Genomic DNA, 20,809 nt, shown 5'->3' with positions numbered 1-20,809 from the left:
TTGAATACATCCTACAAAAATAAGGTTAGTGCGGTAATACCGCACTAATTTTTTTGCTAATTAGTTTATATTCTGATTCTTAAAAATATGAATTACACAAAAAACAGGGTAGAGTCAGAAGTCAGGAGGTATGGTGGCCCGGGATGTATGGTCGCCTTCGCCAATATCTTCTGCAAGGGCTTGGGCAATGTGTTGAGCAACAATATCCATAAATATTACTTATTATATCTAAGACTAAATTATAAAATTACTTTATTATTCTGAGATAAAACTATTCTTCTTCAAATTGAAGCTGGTGAATCAGAAGAATGTTATTTGTTTTTTTAACCAGAAAATATGTTCGGAATGTAGTACTTTTTGTTGTTAATTTCCCGATGGCAAATAGTGAACCTTCAGTTGAAGAACCCTTTTGATTTACCACAAAGGAAAGAGGGGGATAGTGGGAAAAAAAGTTTTTTACAATCATTTCGGATTGAGATTTACTGAAAGTGCCCTCAGAACCGGGCACTGTTAAATCAATACTTGCATTAAAATAAGATGCCAGTTTTTTTGCATCCCCCGAATTAATCGCTGCAGCAATATTGTCTATAATGTTATCTTGATTAATTTCTGAATTAATTTGTTGTGTCATTGACGTATCAATAGGCTCTGCTTTAGCCGAAAAAATTGATAATGTAAAAATCAGTATAATTAATAAATAATTCATAATGCTAAATTTAGCAATGTGTTTATTTACAAAAACCAAGCCATATTTAAAGGCCGAATTTCAAATCAAAAATAAACAATAATGTTGTTCCGAATCAATTTTGTTTGTATATTTTTGTAATCATTTCATTTTACATAGTTATGAAAATCATTCTTTTACTTACGGGAAAAACGAACATAACCTATATTAATGATGGACTGATGGATTACTTTAAAAGAATTAATCATTACATCCGAACAGAAATAATTACCATTCCGGATATTAAAGGCGGGAAAAATTACAACATTACAAAAATTCAGTCGGAAGAAGCAGGAGTTCAAAAAAAATATTTTACAAAAGCTGATTTTATAGTTTTGTTGGATGAAAACGGAGAAGAATTAAGTTCTGTAAATTTTGCCAGATTTGTTGAGCATAAAATGCAAACAGGAATCAAGAACCTGATGTTTGTTATAGGCGGAGCCTATGGCTTTTCGGATGAAATCAGGAATATAGCCAATGCTGAAATTTCATTATCCAGACTGACGTTTCCACACCAGCTTGTCCGTTTGATTTTTATGGAGCAATTATATCGCGCATTTACCATAATACGCAACGAAAAATATCATCATTCCTGAGTTTTCTTTCTCCTGACTTTTATTTTTTTGCGTTTATTCAGCAGTATGTTTGCAAAAAACATCAGTATTAAAGCAAGAGAGATATACTTGAAAATGTGGCCAATATAATCCCCCAAACGCGCATACATCGTCATGCCGTCGTTAGCCCTGATTTTCATTTCTATCACATCGGGAGTCCAGTATTTTGTTTGCTGAAAAACATCTCCACGCTGATTAATAAAAGCCGATATGCCCGTATTGGCTGAACGGGCTATACTTCTTCGTGTTTCAACAGCACGTAGTCTGGCATATTGCAGGTGTTGCCTGTGTCCCGGTGTATCTTGCCACCATCCGTCGTTTGTAATGATGAAAATCAGGTTTGCTTCATTGCGAATATATCCTGTAATAAAGCCGCCATAAATTGATTCATAACAGATAACCGGCGCAGCTTTTACAGGACTTTCTTTCTGTCCAAAAACAGTTCTTTCTTTTTGTGTGGCAACGCTGCCTTTCATTCCGCCAAGGTCAATGGCAAATTTTTGCAAAGGTTTAAGCAGTTTTGGAAAAGGCATCATTTCAACGCCCGGAACCAGCTTTGATTTATGATATAATTGTGGAACCATTGTTGAATCAAGGTATAAAGCGGTATTGCAAACGTCATAATAATTATTTTCACCTTCAGAATAACGAGCTGTTCGCGAGAGCTCTTCTCCCGGCTTGAATATTTTTACCGAAGACATTCCTATTATAATTTTTAAACGGGGGAAATTTTTTATCATACTCTTCAGGCTATCTGTACTTTCGTATTCATTAATTTCGTCTTCAATAATATACTCAGGGATAGCTGTTTCGGGACAAATTAGAAAATCCGTTTCATGAGTAACTTTTTCTTTTGCAAGGTTTAATATCCTATCAAGTTGTACATGAATGGGCATGTAGCCAAATTTCTCATTGTAAGGATCAATGTTTGGCTGAACGACAACGCAAGAGTATTCTGGTCCTTTTTCATTATATGTAAAATATCTTATCAGAGAAAATGCCAGCGGAACTGTTACAACTACTCCCAATGTTAATGAATACAGCAGCACATTTTTTTTGGATTTGTAAGTACCAAAAGCATTAAGCAACAACTTGTACAAAATTATATTCACATATAATATCCATAAATCACCTCCAAAAATTCCCGTAAACTCATACCACTGAACAAAAAGAGGGTAATTTGCAAAGCCATTGCCCAGATTTAACCACGACCATGTCAGGTCCCAGTCAAGATGAAGAAATTCAAATGTAATCCAGAAAAAAATAATTACAAAAAAACCACCACGAGATTTAAATATATTTCGACGTACCAGATGATACATGAAAAAAGTAATGGTCATAAACATGGAATTCAACACTATAGCCATGGCAGCGCCGAATAGTGTCGAATGGTAAATCCACCAGGTAGTTAGAAAATTCCAAATAAAAAAGGCGACATATGAATAAAAAAAGACACCGGATTTAATGAAATTGTGTTTGTTCTTTGAGATGTAATCTTCAATATATAATAAAGGAACAAAAGCAATAAAAAGCAAAAAGGGGAAACCACGTGCCGGCCATGAAAGGGAAAACAATAACCCGCTTAAAACAGAAAAAAGGAATAAATATCTTTTTTTCATAATAAAAAAGAATTGGGCAAATATATGTTTTTTATACGAACTATATGCGAACACAAATGAATTGCAAAGACTTCACTATTGAATTTATGGAATAAAAAAAGCAAAAGCATTTATCGAAAAACACCCTTAACTAAGATGAAAATAATGTTTTTGCAAACTCCTGTTAATTTCCCATCAGGAACATTTTCCCGAATTCCTTCTTAAAATACTGGTCTGCAGCGGTAGGATTCAATTCGATTTTTTCACCATGAAGACGGGTAACAACACGATAAAGATAAACTCCGTTGGCAAGTCTGTCACCGTAATCATCGGTTCCGTTCCATGCATATTCAGTAATGTTTCTTCCAATGTGTATAGGCCCAAGTTCGCTTAAGTCAATCTCTCTTACCACTTTTCCCGTTATGGTCATTATCTGAATTTTAAAATATGTTGGAATTTCGGAGCCGGTGATTGTAAAAACAAAATGGGTAGCTGTTGTAAAGGGGTTGGGCCAATTCATAACCTGGGTGATGGTTGGTTTGTTGATTACCTCAAAACTTATTGAATAGTCGTTGCTCCCGGATTCATTACGTGATACATCCTGAGCTTCAACAAAAAGCTTGTATGTACCATCCTGGGGTAATTCTGTATTATATATGATTTTGCAGCTGTTATTAGGCAGTACGGCTGGTATAAATTGCATGAATTCCTGTCCGTTTTGCATAAAATATATTCTGGTCATTGTTGTACTCCCGGGATATTGAATATATACCCGAAAACAAGCTGTATCGTTCAATGCGAAAAATTTATTTTCATCTTTCAGCGTAATTTGTATTTCCGGTTTTGAAGAAACGATATCTCCATCCATAATATGTACTCCATCAAAAGTTACATCAAGTATCGGATTTGTTATGTCTTTTCCAACATAAAATTTCACTTCTCCGAGATTGTTAAAATGAAATTGTTCCATCTGGTCATTGTCGGGATTCACTTCTATCCATAAGCTATTCAGACCATCCAGGTTTTTTGTTGAAAAAATAACAGTATCTTTCAGCACATCCCCGGCAGGGTGAGGCCTTTGCCTGAAAGAACCAATAGGATGCTTCAGCAAGTTTTTATCCACCACCCAGTATTTGATTAGCAAACTATCCATATCGTAAGTACTAATGTTCTGTGTGGCAGTTGAAAACAAAATATTCTCTCCCTCCTGAACCGTATCCTTATAAAAAGCATAATGAAGCGAAGGATTTAGAGCTGTTTCGGGAGCACCTTCGTATAATACCTGCCAGCGACACATTTGTGGGGGAGTGTGCAATGAATCGTCACGCATAGTAACAAGAAGTTTTAGGCGGGGATAGAGTGTTGCATTAATTCTGGTGTTAAGATTATAAATATCACCAGAATCGGGAGGTATGTTTTTTATAAGGGTATCAATAACTCCATTATTTCTTATACCTAAAACATGTAGTTTGACTTCGTCGGTATTTTCTTGTTCGAAAGCTTCTTGTCTCCAGTGCATTGAACTCCAATTGCTGGCAGGACCAATTATTTCTGAAAGTATGTAGCCTTCTTTCCATTTTGTTGGTATACTGTCATACAATTTAATTATGGAATTGATACTCAAACCTTGTTCTTCGTGAGCAGAGCCAATAGGGCTTCCCTTTTTGCCAAAAAGAATGTAAGGAATATTGTTGGGCAAAAAACGAATATAGGAGCTTCCAAGGGATTCAAAACTTTGATAAAGCTCTTCTTCATAATTTGCAGCATTGTGATTTTTATGGCTGTATACCAGCACATAATTTCCATCGGGAATAAAATCTGAAATGAAACTTCGTAAAGCGTTTCGTCCGTTCGTACTTGAACATGAATAATCAAAGAGTGGCGTAAATGAAGATGAATTATAGTTTATCCATGGCTCGCCTGAAACAGAATCAAACACAGCTACCAGCATTCCATTACCAGATTCACCCAGTGCTGTCCATTGTGTCATGATTACATTATTAACTTTATATAAAATATCCTGCCATGGAATATATGGATAATATCCGGTCTGACACATAATGGATTTTATGTCATTCATAAAATCAAAACGCCTTTGGGGTTTATTGTAATTCACATATTGATAATCATCATTTTTAAATTGATAAAAATGTGCCTGTCCCCAGCCTCTTTTCCCTGAAATATACTGAAATGAACTTTCACGCCAGTTGTAGTTATGTGATGAATTTGAATCAACGCTTACTCGCCAGAAATAAACTATGCTGTCGGTAGTTATGGGAAACACAGGAGCCCATTCAACCACTCCGCCCGAATGTGTTATGTGAAATGTTTGTTTTACCGGGCTGTTAAATGCATCTGTAGTGTCCAGCTGAAATTCAAAATCTGTGGACCCCAGAAAGGTATAACTTGTTGAGGCTTTTAGCGTAAGAGGTAAATCTGGTATTACGGCATATTTGTATGGATAAACAGGGACAATATCAGATGATTTTATCATCAACATCACTTCTGTATAATTATTTGTTTCGGACAACTCATCAATTTCGTGATAAAAATCAAGGTAAATGCGGAATTTATTTAAGCCCAGACCTGCTGTAAAGTCTAATGGGATTTTTAACGACAGGGTATCTTTAAAATATGGAGCCTTGATCATATTGTAATATTCCTGGCTTGAGCCATCGGGGAAAACTCTCACGGTTTGTATGATGAATGAATCGGCAATGGCCATACCGATATTGGTTGAGATAATATTTATATTAAAAGTATCAAGCTCCGAATTAACTTCCGGCGGGTCAAACCATACCTTTTCTGGAGCTATAGTATAATCCGGTTTTTCATAAACATTTAATTTTATTGCTGGGTCCCCATGCAATGTCATGGTTAATAGTGTTTCCTTTATAGTAATGTCAGGTGATTTAACAGAATCTATAGTTTTATTTATTAATTCCCCAATAGTTTTGCCATAGTTTTTATAGGAAATCTGGCGATAGAGTTCGTTTGAAAAAACATTTAAAGCCCATGGTATACCTTGTGCAATGGATGCTAAAAAGGCTATAGAGCCTTTATTTTCAATCAAAACAAATTCTTCACTCGTAGTACTCCAGTTGAGAAAGATATCTCCTGAATAACACGAATTTGCAAGAATAAAAGGGTATTTCCCGTAATTGTCGTATTCCGAAGGATGGTCAAGAGAATTGTCAAACCCAATGGACCCGGCATGTCCAAAAAAAGTCATCATGGATACGCCGTTATTAATAATTATTTTTAAAGAATCCGACTGGTTTATTTGCATAGGAGAGGATGAGGTTTTGAGAAAAGTTTTTACTTCGGCGCCATAAAAAGGTTGCTCAATTATTTGCTTATAATTTTCAAGGTATCCGGCAAATTGCCCCTGTTCAATCGAAGAAGATCCACCTCCAAAATGTAAAACTTTTTTCATCCACTCTTCCGGAATGTTTTGAGCCTGCTCAAACTGCATAACCTTGTTCAGGTAAACTGCCACGTCCTGTGGTGATTGAGCACTCAAACGCCCTGTTGCAATTGACGGCAGATAAGTTGTGTCAGCTATGCCTTGTGAAAATAACAAATCGGAAGGTGAAGAACCAAACGAAGGAACCAGGGTTTGATTGAAATAAGTTGCACTTTTTCTGTAACTAACTGAGGACCCGTCATAACCTGCACGAAAACCTTTTCCAATTAAAAACAAGTGTTTTGGTTTTTCTGAAAAATAAACATTCGCATAACGTATAAAATTTCTGATGCTAAGAGGAGATTTCAACACACCATAGGCAAACTGGTCGTACAAATGTTCCACATTGACAGTAAGTGCATTATATCCTGTTGTATTTCTATAAGAGGCATAATTTTCGGCTTCATCCCATAATGTAGGATGGGTAATGATAAAATAATCGGAAAATTGAGTGTTGGCAATACTCAGATAATTTATAAAATGCGCATCAGGACTTACAGGATAAATCCGGTCAATATAAGAGATGTTATTATCAGATGTCAGAAAACACTTCTTCTCATTTCCTGAATTGGGCAACAGGCACTTGTAAACACCCCCTTCGTAAATAACTTTAATACGACGGTGATTGGTAACATCATACAGCCTGACTGTATCGCCTGAAGCCGCATTAAAATTTGTAAAAAAGAACAAAGATTTTGCTTGTACAGCATCTTTTGCATAAAACAAAAATTTAGAACTTCCTTCAAGGTTTAATGTATGCGGATATTTTACCTGTATATATGAAATAGCGTTTCTGTCGGAAGAAGCTCCCAGGTCATTGATTGATTTAAATATTAATGCAGTATTGCTTGTCCCAAGACTGGCTGTAGAAATTTCAAAATCAAATTTTAATAGTTTGTACCCATCAAAAATAGTATCAATAATATAACCCGCACAAGTGATATTGAGGTGATGGTCGGGATTTAAAAAAGCAACATTAGAAACTCCCAACGTAACAATATTTACAGAAGCGTTGGGGCCTGAATCGTACTTATTGGTAGTGGGGATATTTCTGGTAATCTGCTGTCCTAACCCAAAGGCATTATCAAACCATCCGGTTCCTTCAGTATATTCCGGGTCGAAAATTCCGGTTGAGTTTTTTTGGCCAGCATAATAAGCATTCGTATAATCAAGTCTTGAAAGCACATATATGTATGGGACAGGAGTGTAGGCTGTAAAATTTATGTCATTATCCGCAAGTACTCTGAGATTATTTAGTGAATTGTTCCAGGTAATAAAATATGCAGATGAATCATTAAACAGGCTATAGTTTTTGTTTGCCTGAGCATCGGGATTTTTATACAACGGCGCATCTAGCGAGCCGTCGTTTTTCTCCGCATAAATCTCAATATAATCGCCCGTATTAAATACATTGTCGTTTTCTCCACTTATAAATATGTGTTGCTCAAATCCTTTATTAAATATCTGAATATTCTTCGGATTAATGCTATTGACAGGTACCCCTGCAGAAATCAAAGCGTTATAGTTTAAGCGATAAACCCCATTCTGACTGACATAAAACTTATAGTAAGATTGAGAAAAGTTTATCCATTCATTGCCAAAAGATTGGGCGTTTGAATGCCTGCAAAAAAAAACAAAAAAAATGAAAATTGCAGGTAAAAATTTTTTCATAAATATTAATCTGTGCTTATTGTGGCTTTTCGACATTGTCAACAGAAACTGTTTTTTTCCTATTTATATTAAGTTTCAGTGAAAAAACGTGAGAATAAAGCGCAATGGATGCGTTGCCGATGTCGGTAAAAGCATAATCAATGGCAACGATTTTTTTAATTACTATACCCACACCTATGTTCGGTTGAAATGTAATTTTCTTCTTGCCTTCAAAATCCGTTTCTTTCTGGATATTCCCAAAACCAGCCCGTACGAAAATAATATCATTATATCCCAGCTCCAAGCCTCCATGAGGGTCAATGGAAAGAAGATTGCTACGTATCAGCACATTTCTTTTTCCATCAAAAGTCATATCAAGGTCCACCGCAATCAATGCCGAGAATTTTTTTGGCATATCAAAACGCTTGGCGGCTCCGATGTTAAGCCTGGGCAAAGTCAACTCAAGGGTACTTTCGGGAATTTCATTACCCGTGCGGGTGAATACCTCTTTCATATTATCATTAAGATTGTATTTCCAGGCATTAAATGTTGAAGTGATGTCTCTTGCCATGACGCCAAAATACCATTTTTTCATTTCATACTGTACCCCAAAATCTAACCCGAATCCCCATGAATTGGCAAAAGAACCTACTTTTCTGTAAATAATTTTGGCATTACCACCGTAACGAAGTCCTTCAATTTTTGATTTACGTGCGTAAGAAAAAATAAAGGCATAATCGGCGGCGGAAAAAGTGGTAATACGGTCGTAGTCAATATTGCCCTGTGCGTCTATTAATTCGGTTGTATTTGGAATATCATCCACCCCAAACCTTATGAAAGAAAATGCTCCGGTGCTTTTTTCGTCAATTTTCACTGCCAGAGCCACGTAATCGTATTTTGCAATACCGGCAAAATATTCGGAGTGCATCAATCCTGCCTGAAACTGTGAAGGAACCATGGCCAGGCCTGCAGTATTCCAATACCCCGAAGTAACATCACTTACAAAGGCAACATTTGAATTTGACATACCCAAAGCTCTTGCGCCAACGCCAATAGAAAGAAATTCATTGCTGTACTTCGGAGCCTGGGAATAAGCAAAGTAAGTAAACGTGAATAAAAGCACTATAACTGCAAAAATTTTACGGGGCATCCTTATCAAAATTTTAGTTGTTATTGAGTAACGAAAAAATAAAAAAATAATTATCTGTTTCTTTATTATAGCACTATAAAGATACAAAAAATGTGTCATTTAAAAGAAAATACTTGTAAATATCAAAGAAAGTTGTATGTTTGAGTAATAAATTATAAAGTCGGATAAAAAATGAAAAAATCACTTGCGGCAATATTTTTTATTGTGTCCGTTTTTCAAGTGCGTGCTGAAATAAATATCGGAAACAGCATAGAATGGTTGTGTACCGATGCGGTTATTATTTCAAAAGGGACATTATTAAGTTTCGAAAAACAGGAAACAGGCACTCATCAATGGCTATGTACTTTTGAAACGGCCGAAGCGTTAAAGGGTTCATCGGCTAGCCCTCTGCAGTTTTTTGTCAGTAATATAGCAGAAGACAGCCTTACAAAATATATTTCAGAAAAAACGAACCTGCTAATCTTTTTACATGAAAATCAAAAAAAAGATAAAAAACTAAAAACGCAATGGGTTGTTATGGAAACATATAACTCGAATCCGGCACTAGTTAACCTGATTTCGCCTCAGAAAATACTTATATCAGCTGTTGATTTTTCCGTTCTGTCATCGCAGGATATCATACTATCTAAATGCCGCACTATCTTGAAAAGCATTGCTATGTATGAATCCGGGAACAAGACGGCATTTTTAAATTACCTTGAAATCCCCATAGATACGGAAGCTTTCGGACTTTTATATTCAGGAAGTTCCTGCATTCTGCAGGTGCCCGACTTCATGTTTCCTGACTCCAGAAAAAAATTATACTGAGCAGGTAAAAATTACATTTAAATGTACTACTGCCAAAATAGCTGCCCAGAAGCCAAACTTGTATTATCTCAAATTCGTCATTTAAACTTTTTTTTATAAAAAACTTCTTTCTTTTATATCTTTGACAACTTAAAAAATTTATGAAACCCGCATTTAACATTAACAAGCCCGAGCAACTCCGTGAAATCATTTCCGCTTTTCGCATCAGCCGAATTATCCTTACGGCATACGAGCTGGATATTTTTTCGCATATTGCTACGCAAGGTTCCGAATCACAGGAGATTTGTCAAAAGATAAAAACAGATGCCCGCGCTACCGACAGGATTATGAATGCACTTTGTGCTATTGGCCTGCTTCAAAAACGAAAACAAAAATTTTACAATACTCCTTTTTCGTCAGAATATTTATCACGAAGTAGTAGCAATTATTTAAAAGGCCTTATGCATAGTGTCAGTATGTGGGACACGTGGTCAACGATGACAGAAATGATACGCACCGGGAAAAGCCAGCGTAAAAAAGTTAAGAGCCGCAAAAACACGAACTGGTCAGAAGCATTTATAGGTGCTATGCACGAAAGGGCACACAAACAGGCAAAAGCCCTGCTCGACAAATTGAATCTCACAGAGGTGCGGTATTTTCTTGATATCGGCGGGGGATCCGGAGTTTACGCAATGGAGTTTGTGAAAAGAAACAACAAGAACAAAGCTACTATTTTTGACCTGCCGGATATTATTCCGATAACAAAAAAATATGTAAAACTGGAAGGCCTGGAAAAGCGAATTAGCTTCATTTGCGGCGATTACAACAAAAACGGTTTTGGCTCGGGTTATGACATGGCCTTTCTCTCCGCCATCATACATATTAATTCGCCTGCTCAAAATCACAAACTCATAAAGAAATGTTATAATGCCTTAAACCGGGGAGGGCAAATAGTGATACAGGACCACGTGATGGACGAAGACAGAACTTCACCTTTCGGAGGGGCTTTGTTTGCTATGAATATGCTTGTGTCCACCGAGCATGGAGATACCTATACAGAAAGGGAAATTTCAGACTGGTTAAAAAACGAGGGATTTTCAGGGGTTAAACGTACTGAAACTTTTAACAATGCTATGATAACAGCAATGAAATAACAAAACATTTTTTTTAAAAATCTTAAATTCATAACATGAGTAAAAATTATAACAAACACGCATCTTCGGGCACTGTTTACTTTTTAGGACTGATAGGCGCCGCCATTTATTACATTTCTATGGCCACAACTTTCTGGATGGGTGTTCTCGGGTTTTTGAAAGCCATGGTATGGCCTGTATTTTTGGTGTATGAAGCCCTGAAGTTTTTGGCAGCATAAGGTTTTGCTTTGCTGGTTTGAGGATAAAAGAAAAATCATAGTGAGCTATCTTTGCCCTCACTGCCGAGGTGGACATCGTGTGGCAGTTGGGAAAAAATCCTTTAATTTTAATATTCAAATACAAATCTATATACCAATGCATATGGATTATTTTCATGGGTTGATTTTTGATTACCTTCTGCATTAGTTACAATAAATTCTATTGTAGAAGCCCGAAGCCGGCAGCAGACAGGCGAACTGATAAAAATTCTGTTTTTTCCTGCGGCAATCTGCATCATCCCTGTCTTTCCGGTAGGCGGGCGCGGGAGACTTTCTCGTTTTTTTCCCGCTGATTACGCAGATTTTCGCAGAAAACTTTTACCACAACATAAAAACAATACTACTTCGACAACATTCAAAAAAGATGTAAACCACCCCATTCTTTGTCTTCCTATAGGATAAGAGGCAAAGACGAAAGCAAAGTTTACATCTTTTTTCGCCGCATTTTTAACCGCAAAGTTCGCAAAGGAAATCGCAAAGTTCGCCAAGCGGTCTTTTCATCCGCGCTAATCTGCGCTCCGCCTTGGCGGACTGCGGGACATAAAAAGAAGATGTTCCCCGCTGATTATAGCAGAAAAATTTTCTATTGAAGGAGCAGTCGTAGCGCCACTCTAAGTGGTACTACGACTTGCTATAGGCAAAGACGAAAAACCATAAAGGAGTCGTCGGAGCGCCAACATGTTTCATGTCATTGATATTTATCAAAAGAAAAGCAAAATAAAATTTTTTCATTTTTCATTTTAAAATTTATTTAATATATTTGCTTTGTTAAAATGAATTTAACACGCGTTCTTTTTTTACGAAATTAAAATAAAGCGTTAGTCAGCCGAAAGGCTGATAAACTTTTATTCTTGCTTTAGAAAACTGGTAATTTTCAATTTCTGTCGGGGATAATAGGTGAACGCTCACGCAAAAGCGTGGGCATAACTTGTTTGACAGAAAAGGTATACCAGTACCTCTAAGGCGAATATAGTTACAGTTCCACGCTTTTTTATTTATAAATACTTCGTTGGGGCTGCGGAGAAGAAATAAATAAATTATGAAAAAATTATTATTTTTTGTAATGCTTTGCTTCCCGATTTTATTATTGGCACAGCAAGAGGACGACAACTTTTTATTATTTGAAGGTGTTATAAATACTGATGAATCAAGAAAAGCATCTGATCTCTTTGAAACGGCTAAATTGTGGTTTTCTAAACCATCATCTGATATTAAAAGAAGCGTTGATTATATTAATTCTGAGGGGGGTCAAATACAGGGGAGCTTTACCTTGCCGTATTTTTGTGGTATTGGTTCTATGAAAAAAATTAAATGTAATGGAACCATAACTTTTGATGGAACAGTATTATTAAAAGACGGGAAATATCGGTATGTTTTTGAAAATTTTCTGCATAAAGGCAACGGTATCTCTTTTGGTAAAATAACTAACGAGAGTTTTTGTCCTTATGAAGAAATAAAACATGGAAGAGGTTTTAGAAATAAGCAATGGTTAAATATTAAATCAATAATAAATGAAAAAGTTGAAGAATTAATTATTGATTTAAAAAACACAATGGGAAAGGCAACACAAATGAAGGATTGGTAAAAATATAGGTTTAGTAAAGGCAAAACTTAACATGTGTAATTTTATAAATACATTAAATTATGAAAACTAAATTCCTTAAACTATTTGCTTTATTAATTTTATTATCATTAGCATTCAATACAAGTTGTAAGGATGATGATGAAAATAATAATGATACAAACGACCCTATCAATTTAAAAGTAACTGATTACGATGGCAATGAATATAATACTGTAAATATTAATGGTAAAATATGGATGACTGAAAATTTAAAAGTTACTCATTACAGAAACGGAGACCAAATACCAAACGTAACGGATTGGTATGAATGGGTTGATTTAACATATGGTGCATTTTGCAATTATAATAATGTTGGAACTTTAGGTAACATTTATGGCAGGTTATATAATTACTATGCTGTTTCCGACTACAGAAATATTGCGCCTGATGGTTGGCATGTGGCCACTATTAGCGACTGGAACGAGTTAATTAGTTATGCTGGCGGTGAAAGTGTAGCCGGAGGGAAATTGAAGGAAACTGGAACTACACACTGGGAAAGCCCAAACACTGGTGCCACAGACACATATGGATTTTGTGCACTTCCAGGTGGATGGGCATCGCTAGGAGATGAATATACAGGAATTAAATATTATGGAAAATGGTGGACAAGTAACCTTTCAGGCGATGATTATACATGGATAATTATGATTAATTATTCCATGGGATCTATTGAGGTTCTTAAAGATTGGTCATATGAAGCAGGTCTTTCTGTTAGATGTGTAAAGGATTAATACAATAAATTAAAGAAATCGCTCGCGGGAATTGCATTCTCTGTTTTTTTTCAATTTCATCTTTTTCTAAAAACGGCATCATTTTCATAAGAATTTTCGGTTTGAATCGAAAAATCTTATGATTATTTTCGGTTTGAATCGAAATTTAGTATGTTTTTAAACAGAAGTGTAATGGGTTTTTGAAATTTCATTTACAACACATTCAATAATTGTTCTTTAATTTTCTCCAGCTCGTCCTTCATCTCCACCACAATTTTCTGTATTTCGTAATCATTGGCTTTGGAGCCGAGGGTGTTAATTTCACGGCCCATTTCCTGGGCTATAAACCCCAACTTTCTCCCGTTGGAATTGTCTTCGTTCATGGTTTGCAAGAAATAATCCCCGTGTTTTTTTAAACGGACTTTCTCTTCGGTGAAATCCATTTTTTCCAGAAAATAAATCACTTCCTGCTCAAATCGGTTGGCATCAATTTTTTCCTGTGGAAATACCGATTCGAGATTGGTTTGTATGCGCTGTTTGATTTGATTAATGCGATTTTTCTCGAAAGTTTTTATTTGGGGTAAGCCCTGTAAAATGAGCAAGACGTGCTGTTCAATGTCTTTTTTCATAACATTGCCTTCGTTTTTTCGGAATGTGACCAGATTGTCTACTGCTTTTTCAAAGCTTTCAAAGATTTTTACCCACTCATTTTCATTCACTTCATCCATTGGGGTTTTCACAACATCCGGTAACCTGACCAGCAGGGGAACAATTTCCTGAGGCAGCTCTAACCCAAGCTCTGCAGATAATTGTTTAATATCTTCAAGATATTTAATGGCCTGAGGCGTGTTCAGTGAAAAATTCCCATGAGCAAAAAGGTATTCGATATTGATGTACAAATCAATTTTTCCCCGTTCCAGTTTTTTTGAAATGAATGAACGAATTTCGGGCTCCTTATCACGTAAAACAGCGGGCAGCTTAATGTTCAGGTCAAGTTGTTTGCTGTTCACAGATTTTATTTCTATGGAGATTTTTTTATCGGGCAGTTCGCACACTGCCTTGCCGTAGCCGGTCATTGATTTCATAAACAGGGTTTTGATTCATGCAAATGTAGGAATAATCATGGTATCGTTATTCAATAATTTTCTCTGTGAAACTCCGTTTTTTCTCTGCTTCCCTCTGTGGTTTTTTTATTGTTCTTTTAACCACAGTGGTCACAGAGTTTTTACAGAGGACACAGGGGAAAGGCAAGCCTTTGAGTATTTATGACAAATAGGTTATTAACAATTTTTATCATAAATTTGAGTTTTTTAAATATCCCGTTTTATAGGTATATTAGCATTATCCTTTTGTAACCAATTTGAAAAAGATACTATACATATTTTTGTTCTTATGTGCAATTAGTATTCACTTGCATGCACAGGATTTTTCAAATTTCCGGCTAAAAAAAATAACTGTAGATAATGATACAATAATCCTCGACACATTAAGCTTAATTCCCAAAAGTATTATAATTACTACTGACGTTGGGCTCACCCCGGACACATCGAAATATTTTATTGATTATGTAAATGGGATGCTGATTTTTACGGATAAGAATTATTATGAAAATGAACTTAAAAATACTAATCTGAATATCTCTTACAGGGTATTCCCTATATTGTTTTCTGCCGTTAGAAGTCATAAAAAATCCACACTAATTAATGATGCCACTAAAGAAATAAAAAATCCTTTTTTATACCAATACAAAACTACTACCGAAGATGTTTTTAAGTGGGGTTTACTCAACCGTAGCGGGAATATTTCTCGTGGAGTGTCTTTTGGTAACAATCAGGACCTGGTTGTAAACTCAAGTTTAAACCTTCAGTTGTCGGGCTATTTATCGGAAAATATTCAAGTTCTTGCTGCCATTACCGACAACAACATACCCATACAACCCGATGGGAACACCCAGCAAATACAGGAATTCGATAAAGTTTTTATACAGTTGTTTAATAAGAACAATAAACTCATTGCCGGTGATTTTGAAATAAATCGCCCCCCCGGATATTTTATGAATTTCTACAAAAAAGCTCAGGGGGTTTTGATAGAGTCAAACTTAATACTTTCCTCAAAAAAGCGCCCCGAAAATGAAGTAAAACTGAAGCTCGAAGGCAGCGGTGCATTGTCAAAAGGGCGCTATGCAAGAAATGTTCTTGCTGTTGTTGAAGGCAATCAGGGCCCCTATAAACTTATGGGGAATAACAACGAAACATATATTATTATTCTCGCCGGAACCGAACGCGTTTATATTGACGGTATCCTGCTAACCCGGGGACAGGAAAACGATTATGTGATAGATTACAATACGGGGGAAGTAAGTTTTACCCCAAAAAACATGATTACTAAAGATAAAAGAGTTGTGGTGGAGTTTGAATATACCGACCGTTATTATGCCCGTACCATGTTTTTCGCAGGAGTAGGCATGGAGTATAAAAAACTGAATGTACGATTTAATTTTTTCTCGGAACAGGATTTAAAGAACCAGCCATTGCTGCAAGAGTTGAGCGACAGCCAGAAACAGTTATTATCGGATATTGGAGACAGTGTGCAGGCTGCCATTGTTCCCAATATTGATAGTTTGGAATTTTCAAACACATACGTAATGTACAAAATGATTGATACGGTGGTAAACCTGGTGATTTATGATTCGGTTTTTGTATATTCAACCAATCCTGACAGTGCTTTTTACCGGCTGGGCTTTTCTTATGTTGGCTCAGGGAAAGGCAATTATGTTCTTTCGCAAAGCTCAGCCAACGGAAGGGTTTTTAAATGGGTAGCTCCGCAAGGTGGAAATTCCTCAGGAGATTATGAACCACTTACATTTCTTATAGCTCCGAAAAAAAACCAGATGTATTCGCTGGCTTTGGATTATGCTATTGGAAAAACAACCCGCATAAATGTGGAAGGCGCTTTAAGTATCTATGATAAAAATCTTTTTTCTTCTCTGAATAAAAAAGATGATATTGGATATGCGTTAAAAACTTCTGTCAACAACAGCATCCCGTTTGCAAAAAAAAGTAAAAACGAATGGAAACTTATAGCGGATATCAGTAATGAATGGGTGAGCAGGTATTTTAATCCTATTGAGCAATACCGTCCTGTTGAATTCATGCGCGACTGGAACCTGACAAACAATCTATCAGCTGATGAAAATATTAGCGGACTGAAATTTGGTGTACAAAATAATAAAAATCAAAATGCTATTTATCAGTTTAAATATTATACGCATGGCAGTTCTTACCAAGGCCTCTTGAATCAACTTGACGTTAACGGAGACTGGAAGAATTTTTTCCTGACGTTCAGCGGAAGTTATCTGAATACAAGTACACCAAATTATAAAACTATTTATTTTAAACAAAAAGCACATTTGGTAAAAAAGTTCAAATGGTTCTCGCTTGGAGTGCGTGAAGAGCAGGAACACAATACGTTTAAACCGGATACAACTCAAACCCTAATAGCTAACAGTTTTGCTTTTAATATTTATGAAGCCTATTTTGGGAGTCCTGATACTGCAAAAAACAAATATTATGTAAGCTATAAAAAAAGATTTGATTATCTGCCTGTTGAAAACAAGCTTGTATTGGCTTCCGATGCCGATGATATCAACCTGAATGTTGATTTGGCGAAAAATCCCCGGCATATATTTAAAGTGAGGGCTACATACCGCATGCTGAAGCTCAAAGATACAACTATCAGCACTAACAAACCTGAAAATATATTGCTGGGAAGGCTGGAATATTATACCAATTTTGCAAAAAAAGTTTTTCAATCTACAACTTATTATGAAGTTGGCTCCGGTATGGAGGAGAAAAAAGAATATTCTTATATTGAAGTTCCTGCCGGGCAGGGTATTTATACCTGGTCGGACTATAACAGCGACGGAATTAAACAGATTAATGAGTTTGAAATAGCTGCTTTTACCGACCAGGCTAATTATATAAGGGTGTTTACACCCACCAATGATTATATCAAGACATACTCCAATGGGTTTAGCGAGGTGTTAAATATTGAGCCTGCAAATGCCTGGAAAAATAAAACCGGTTTAAGGAAAATTATATCGCGTTTTGGTTTGTTGACAACATATAGTGTGGCGCATAAAAGCACCAACGTAAACTTATTACAGGCCTATAACCCCTTTTATTTCCGTGCAGATGATACGACTTTAATGACACTAAGTACTGTGTTTAAATCAGTTTTGTTTTTTAATAAGAACAACCCGAAAATTGCAGCCGAAGTTTCCTATCAGTTCAACAACTCTAAATTGTTATTGTTAAATGGTTATGAAATACGCTCTCAGGAATTCGTTGGAAGTAAAGTCAGGTGGAATATTACCCGTAAGTTTTACACTAATATTCAGTTTGAAATTGGAAGAAAAAAATATGATTCGGAATATTTTTTTGAAAAAAATTACACCATTGATTCTTGGAAAGTTGAGCCTAAATTTATATTTCAACCCGGAAATAAATTTCGCACCAGCCTGACCTATGTTTTTTCCGACAAGAAAAATATTGAAGCGCAACCCCTTATTCGAGCAGTAACTCATAATTTTGGCCTTGAAGGCAAATATAATTTCCCCGGTAAAGGAACTTTACAGGCAAAAGCAAACTATATCAACATTGCATTTAATGCAGATGAAAATACTTCTGTCGCTTATGAAATGCTGAATGGTTTCAGGCGCGGACAAAATATCACCTGGGGATTGTCCTTTCAATATAATTTAGGAAATAATATACAACTGGATATAATTTATGATGGCAGGAAAATGGGGGAAAATAAAATCATACACGTTGGCAGCGTGCAGGTAAGAGCATATTTTTAACAGCTAAGAATAATGAGTAAAAAGGTGATTTTCAGATATATTTTTCGCCTTTTTCAATTCTGACATCATTCACGAATTGACGAATCTGTTGTTCGTCATTCTTACGGCATACCAACAAAACATTTTCTGATTCAACAATAATATAGTCGTTCAAGCCCTGCAAAACCACAAGTTTGTCTTCGGGCATGTTTACAATACAATTATTACTGTCGTACATGATAACATTTTTACCGACTACAGCATTTCCGTTTTCATTTTGCTGGCGGTTTTCGTAAAGCGAACCCCAGGTTCCAAGGTCAGACCACCCTAGGTCAGCGCAAAGCACATATACGTTGTCAGCTTTTTCCATGATACCATAATCAATAGAAATGCTTTTGCAAACAGTATAAGTTTCCCTGATAAAAACTATTTCTTCGGGAGTATCATATATTCCAACTCCTTTTTTAAAAGCGTCGTTGATTTCGGGCAGGTATTTTTCAAATGCTTCTAAAATACTTTTGTTTGACCAGATAAAAATTCCGGAATTCCATAGAAAATCACCGCTTTCAAGAAATTGCTTTGCCATGTCCAGACCCGGTTTCTCGGTAAAAGTTTTAACTTTTTTCAATCTACTGTCGGCCGGATAAGAATCAATGTCTTTGAATTGTATATAACCATAACCTGTGTCGGGCCTGCTGGGAGTTATACCAATAGTTAAAAGCCAATTATTTGCTTTGCTGGCTAGTAAAGCGGATTTAATCACATCCGTAAAAACGTCTTCTTTAAGGATGATATGGTCAGAAGGAGCAACAATGATATTTGCTTCGGGGTGTTTTTCATTTATTTTATAACAAGCATAAGCAACACAAGGGGCTGTGTTTCTGCGTGATGGTTCTGATATAATCTGGTTTTCTTTGATAAAAGGTAATTGTTCCCTCACAAGCTGAGCATAGGATGCATTGGTAACTATATAAATATTTTCTTTAGGGATGATACGTTCAAATCTTTTAAAAGTCTGTTGTATAAGTGTTTCTCCCGTGCCAAGAATATCAAGAAATTGTTTCGGATGGGTGGTTCGGCTCATGGGCCAGAAACGAGAACCTATTCCTCCGGCCATTATCACACAAAAGTTATTATCCATGTTTTTCTTTTAATTTAGAAAATTGGTGCAAAAATATAAATAATCATTAAACTGATTCATACAGAAATATATAAAAAACAAAATCAGGGGGTTTTACTATTCTTTTGGCAAAACAGGCATCAGGGCACTGACATAATACCATCGGCGGTTATCAAGGCAAAAACATTTATATCTCGTTCTTATTTTAGGTCCTTTTGTGAAAGACATATTGTTTTTGGTTTTGAAAGTAACATTTTCAGGTAAGTCTTCCAGGTGAAGGGTATTGTTAAGGTGAGAGTTATATGATGAAAGAGCTCTTGCCAGGTTTTGTTCACCGCTTTTTTCTGAGGGGTATCTTCTGGCGATAAGTTTAGCAATAATGTATTCAATATCTTTAGGGAAAATAGAATTGCTTAATAAAAAAAACAACAAATTATAATATATCGTTTTCCATTCATTGCCATGAGGCTTTACCTTATTTCTGTATGTCACCCATGTAAGTAAGTGCGCATATTCGTGTACCAGGGTTATTAAAAAATTATAAGGATTTAAGTTGTTATTTACACTTATCCTGTGGTAATTTACTTTTTTATCAGGGGGACGGTAATCGCCGGTTTTACTATTACGCTCCCGTGTAATTTTTATTTGCAACGAGTAAGCTTCCAGCCAATTGCAAAGTATTTCATAAGAATGGTCTGGCAGGTAACGCCAAAGATTTTCCTTATCCACGCTTCAATGGGCTTTCAAAAGTATTAGTCTTGTTGCTAAATGTTGGACATTGATTATAGCGGTAATTTCTATTGGCAGCACAGGACAATAATACCATCATGCCAACAATGATGAACACAAGAACAACTCGTTTTAATTTCATATATTTTGTTTTGTTTCTGTGGGTTTTTTTATCGAAAATGTGGGGCAATCTTTACATTTATGCTGTTGAGATATCTTGCAGGAAGTAAATGAAAAAAAAATAAAGGCAGCAAACACAATCCCTGTAATTTTTACTGTTTTCATCTTCATTGTTTGTACAAAAATAAATCAAAAATCAATAATACACAAAATGTATTTATGTATTAACGTTTTAATTTATTGTTTAATTTCGCAAAACCAATATCC

Annotated in this window: 15 protein-coding genes; 7 read left to right on the top strand and 8 right to left on the bottom strand. The window is 35.8% G+C overall.

Annotation, left to right across the window (positions count from 1 at the left end; genetic code table 11):
• Window positions 1-271 precede the first annotated feature (271 nt).
• Window positions 272-706, bottom strand: a complete 435-nt coding sequence (locus M0R16_07820; GenBank protein ID MCK9612796.1) for a DUF4783 domain-containing protein — start codon at window positions 704-706, stop codon at window positions 272-274.
• A 140-nt stretch (window positions 707-846) separates the two neighbouring features.
• On the opposite strand from M0R16_07820, the gene M0R16_07815 reads away from it, so the two are divergent.
• Window positions 847-1,320: a 23S rRNA (pseudouridine(1915)-N(3))-methyltransferase RlmH gene (locus M0R16_07815; GenBank protein MCK9612795.1), complete on the top strand. Its 474-nt coding sequence runs from the start codon at window positions 847-849 to the stop codon at window positions 1,318-1,320.
• On the opposite strand, the gene lnt is transcribed toward M0R16_07815, so the two are convergent.
• The 3 genes from lnt to M0R16_07800 form a co-directional block, all read right to left on the bottom strand.
• The gene (lnt, locus tag M0R16_07810; GenBank protein MCK9612794.1) at window positions 1,311-2,957 is read right to left on the bottom strand and encodes an apolipoprotein N-acyltransferase; all 1,647 of its coding nucleotides are present in this window, start codon (window positions 2,955-2,957) and stop codon (window positions 1,311-1,313) included. The two genes, M0R16_07815 and lnt, sit on opposite strands and share 10 nt — an antisense overlap.
• A gap of 163 nt (window positions 2,958-3,120) precedes the next feature.
• Window positions 3,121-8,073: a C25 family cysteine peptidase gene (locus M0R16_07805; protein ID MCK9612793.1), complete on the bottom strand. Its 4,953-nt coding sequence runs from the start codon at window positions 8,071-8,073 to the stop codon at window positions 3,121-3,123.
• 16 nt (window positions 8,074-8,089) lie between these two features.
• The gene (locus tag M0R16_07800) at window positions 8,090-9,202 is read right to left on the bottom strand and encodes a PorV/PorQ family protein (protein MCK9612792.1); all 1,113 of its coding nucleotides are present in this window, start codon (window positions 9,200-9,202) and stop codon (window positions 8,090-8,092) included.
• A gap of 171 nt (window positions 9,203-9,373) precedes the next feature.
• Between M0R16_07800 and M0R16_07795 the strand changes: the two genes are divergently transcribed.
• From M0R16_07795 to M0R16_07775, 5 genes are all read left to right on the top strand, one after another.
• A complete protein-coding gene (locus tag M0R16_07795) occupies window positions 9,374-10,009 on the top strand; it encodes a hypothetical protein (GenBank protein MCK9612791.1) in 636 nt (211 codons plus the stop codon).
• Between the two features lie 140 nt (window positions 10,010-10,149).
• Entirely contained in the window at window positions 10,150-11,142 is a 993-nt protein-coding gene (locus M0R16_07790) for an acetylserotonin O-methyltransferase (protein ID MCK9612790.1), read from the top strand.
• A 35-nt stretch (window positions 11,143-11,177) separates the two neighbouring features.
• Window positions 11,178-11,360 (top strand): hypothetical protein, encoded by a 183-nt coding sequence (locus tag M0R16_07785; GenBank protein ID MCK9612789.1) that lies wholly within the window; start codon window positions 11,178-11,180, stop codon window positions 11,358-11,360.
• A 1,078-nt stretch (window positions 11,361-12,438) separates the two neighbouring features.
• Window positions 12,439-12,984: a DUF4468 domain-containing protein gene (locus tag M0R16_07780; protein ID MCK9612788.1), complete on the top strand. Its 546-nt coding sequence runs from the start codon at window positions 12,439-12,441 to the stop codon at window positions 12,982-12,984.
• Window positions 12,985-13,043: 59 nt separating this feature from the next.
• On the top strand, window positions 13,044-13,754 hold the full coding sequence (locus tag M0R16_07775) for a fibrobacter succinogenes major paralogous domain-containing protein (GenBank protein MCK9612787.1): 711 nt from the start codon (window positions 13,044-13,046) through the stop codon (window positions 13,752-13,754).
• A gap of 191 nt (window positions 13,755-13,945) precedes the next feature.
• Here the strand turns inward: M0R16_07775 and M0R16_07770 are convergent, their stop codons facing one another.
• A complete protein-coding gene (locus tag M0R16_07770; GenBank protein MCK9612786.1) occupies window positions 13,946-14,818 on the bottom strand; it encodes a YicC family protein in 873 nt (290 codons plus the stop codon).
• A 275-nt stretch (window positions 14,819-15,093) separates the two neighbouring features.
• Here M0R16_07770 and M0R16_07765 point away from each other — a divergent pair, with 275 nt between their 5' ends.
• Window positions 15,094-18,594: a hypothetical protein gene (locus tag M0R16_07765; protein ID MCK9612785.1), complete on the top strand. Its 3,501-nt coding sequence runs from the start codon at window positions 15,094-15,096 to the stop codon at window positions 18,592-18,594.
• Between the two features lie 31 nt (window positions 18,595-18,625).
• On the opposite strand, the gene M0R16_07760 is transcribed toward M0R16_07765, so the two are convergent.
• From M0R16_07760 to M0R16_07750, 3 genes are all read right to left on the bottom strand, one after another.
• Entirely contained in the window at window positions 18,626-19,714 is a 1,089-nt protein-coding gene (locus M0R16_07760) for a mannose-1-phosphate guanylyltransferase (GenBank protein MCK9612784.1), read from the bottom strand.
• 96 nt (window positions 19,715-19,810) lie between these two features.
• Window positions 19,811-20,422, bottom strand: coding sequence for a SprT-like domain-containing protein (locus tag M0R16_07755; GenBank protein ID MCK9612783.1), 612 nt, complete (start codon window positions 20,420-20,422; stop codon window positions 19,811-19,813).
• Entirely contained in the window at window positions 20,415-20,564 is a 150-nt protein-coding gene (locus tag M0R16_07750; GenBank protein MCK9612782.1) for a hypothetical protein, read from the bottom strand. The genes M0R16_07755 and M0R16_07750 overlap by 8 nt, the downstream gene beginning before the upstream one ends.
• Window positions 20,565-20,809 lie beyond the last annotated feature (245 nt).

This window comes from Bacteroidales bacterium, assembly GCA_023228145.1.
Classification (GTDB): Bacteria; Bacteroidota; Bacteroidia; order Bacteroidales; family CAIWKO01; genus CAIWKO01.
The sequence above is the reverse complement of the archived record's forward strand: the minus strand, read 5'-3'. Positions and strand labels throughout refer to the sequence as shown.

Bases quoted from the DNA above. Each gene is read 5' to 3' on its own strand.
- M0R16_07820 (MCK9612796.1), bottom strand. From the start codon at position 706: ATGAATTATTTATTAATTATACTGATTTTTACATTATCAATTTTTTCG.
- M0R16_07815 (MCK9612795.1), top strand. From the start codon at position 847: ATGAAAATCATTCTTTTACTTACGGGAAAAACGAACATAACCTATATT.
- lnt (MCK9612794.1), bottom strand. From the start codon at position 2,957: ATGAAAAAAAGATATTTATTCCTTTTTTCTGTTTTAAGCGGGTTATTG.
- M0R16_07805 (MCK9612793.1), bottom strand. From the start codon at position 8,073: ATGAAAAAATTTTTACCTGCAATTTTCATTTTTTTTGTTTTTTTTTGC.
- M0R16_07800 (MCK9612792.1), bottom strand. From the start codon at position 9,202: ATGCCCCGTAAAATTTTTGCAGTTATAGTGCTTTTATTCACGTTTACT.
- M0R16_07795 (MCK9612791.1), top strand. From the start codon at position 9,374: ATGAAAAAATCACTTGCGGCAATATTTTTTATTGTGTCCGTTTTTCAA.
- M0R16_07790 (MCK9612790.1), top strand. From the start codon at position 10,150: ATGAAACCCGCATTTAACATTAACAAGCCCGAGCAACTCCGTGAAATC.
- M0R16_07785 (MCK9612789.1), top strand. From the start codon at position 11,178: ATGAGTAAAAATTATAACAAACACGCATCTTCGGGCACTGTTTACTTT.
- M0R16_07780 (MCK9612788.1), top strand. From the start codon at position 12,439: ATGAAAAAATTATTATTTTTTGTAATGCTTTGCTTCCCGATTTTATTA.
- M0R16_07775 (MCK9612787.1), top strand. From the start codon at position 13,044: ATGAAAACTAAATTCCTTAAACTATTTGCTTTATTAATTTTATTATCA.
- M0R16_07770 (MCK9612786.1), bottom strand. From the start codon at position 14,818: ATGAAATCAATGACCGGCTACGGCAAGGCAGTGTGCGAACTGCCCGAT.
- M0R16_07760 (MCK9612784.1), bottom strand. From the start codon at position 19,714: ATGGATAATAACTTTTGTGTGATAATGGCCGGAGGAATAGGTTCTCGT.
- M0R16_07750 (MCK9612782.1), bottom strand. From the start codon at position 20,564: ATGAAATTAAAACGAGTTGTTCTTGTGTTCATCATTGTTGGCATGATG.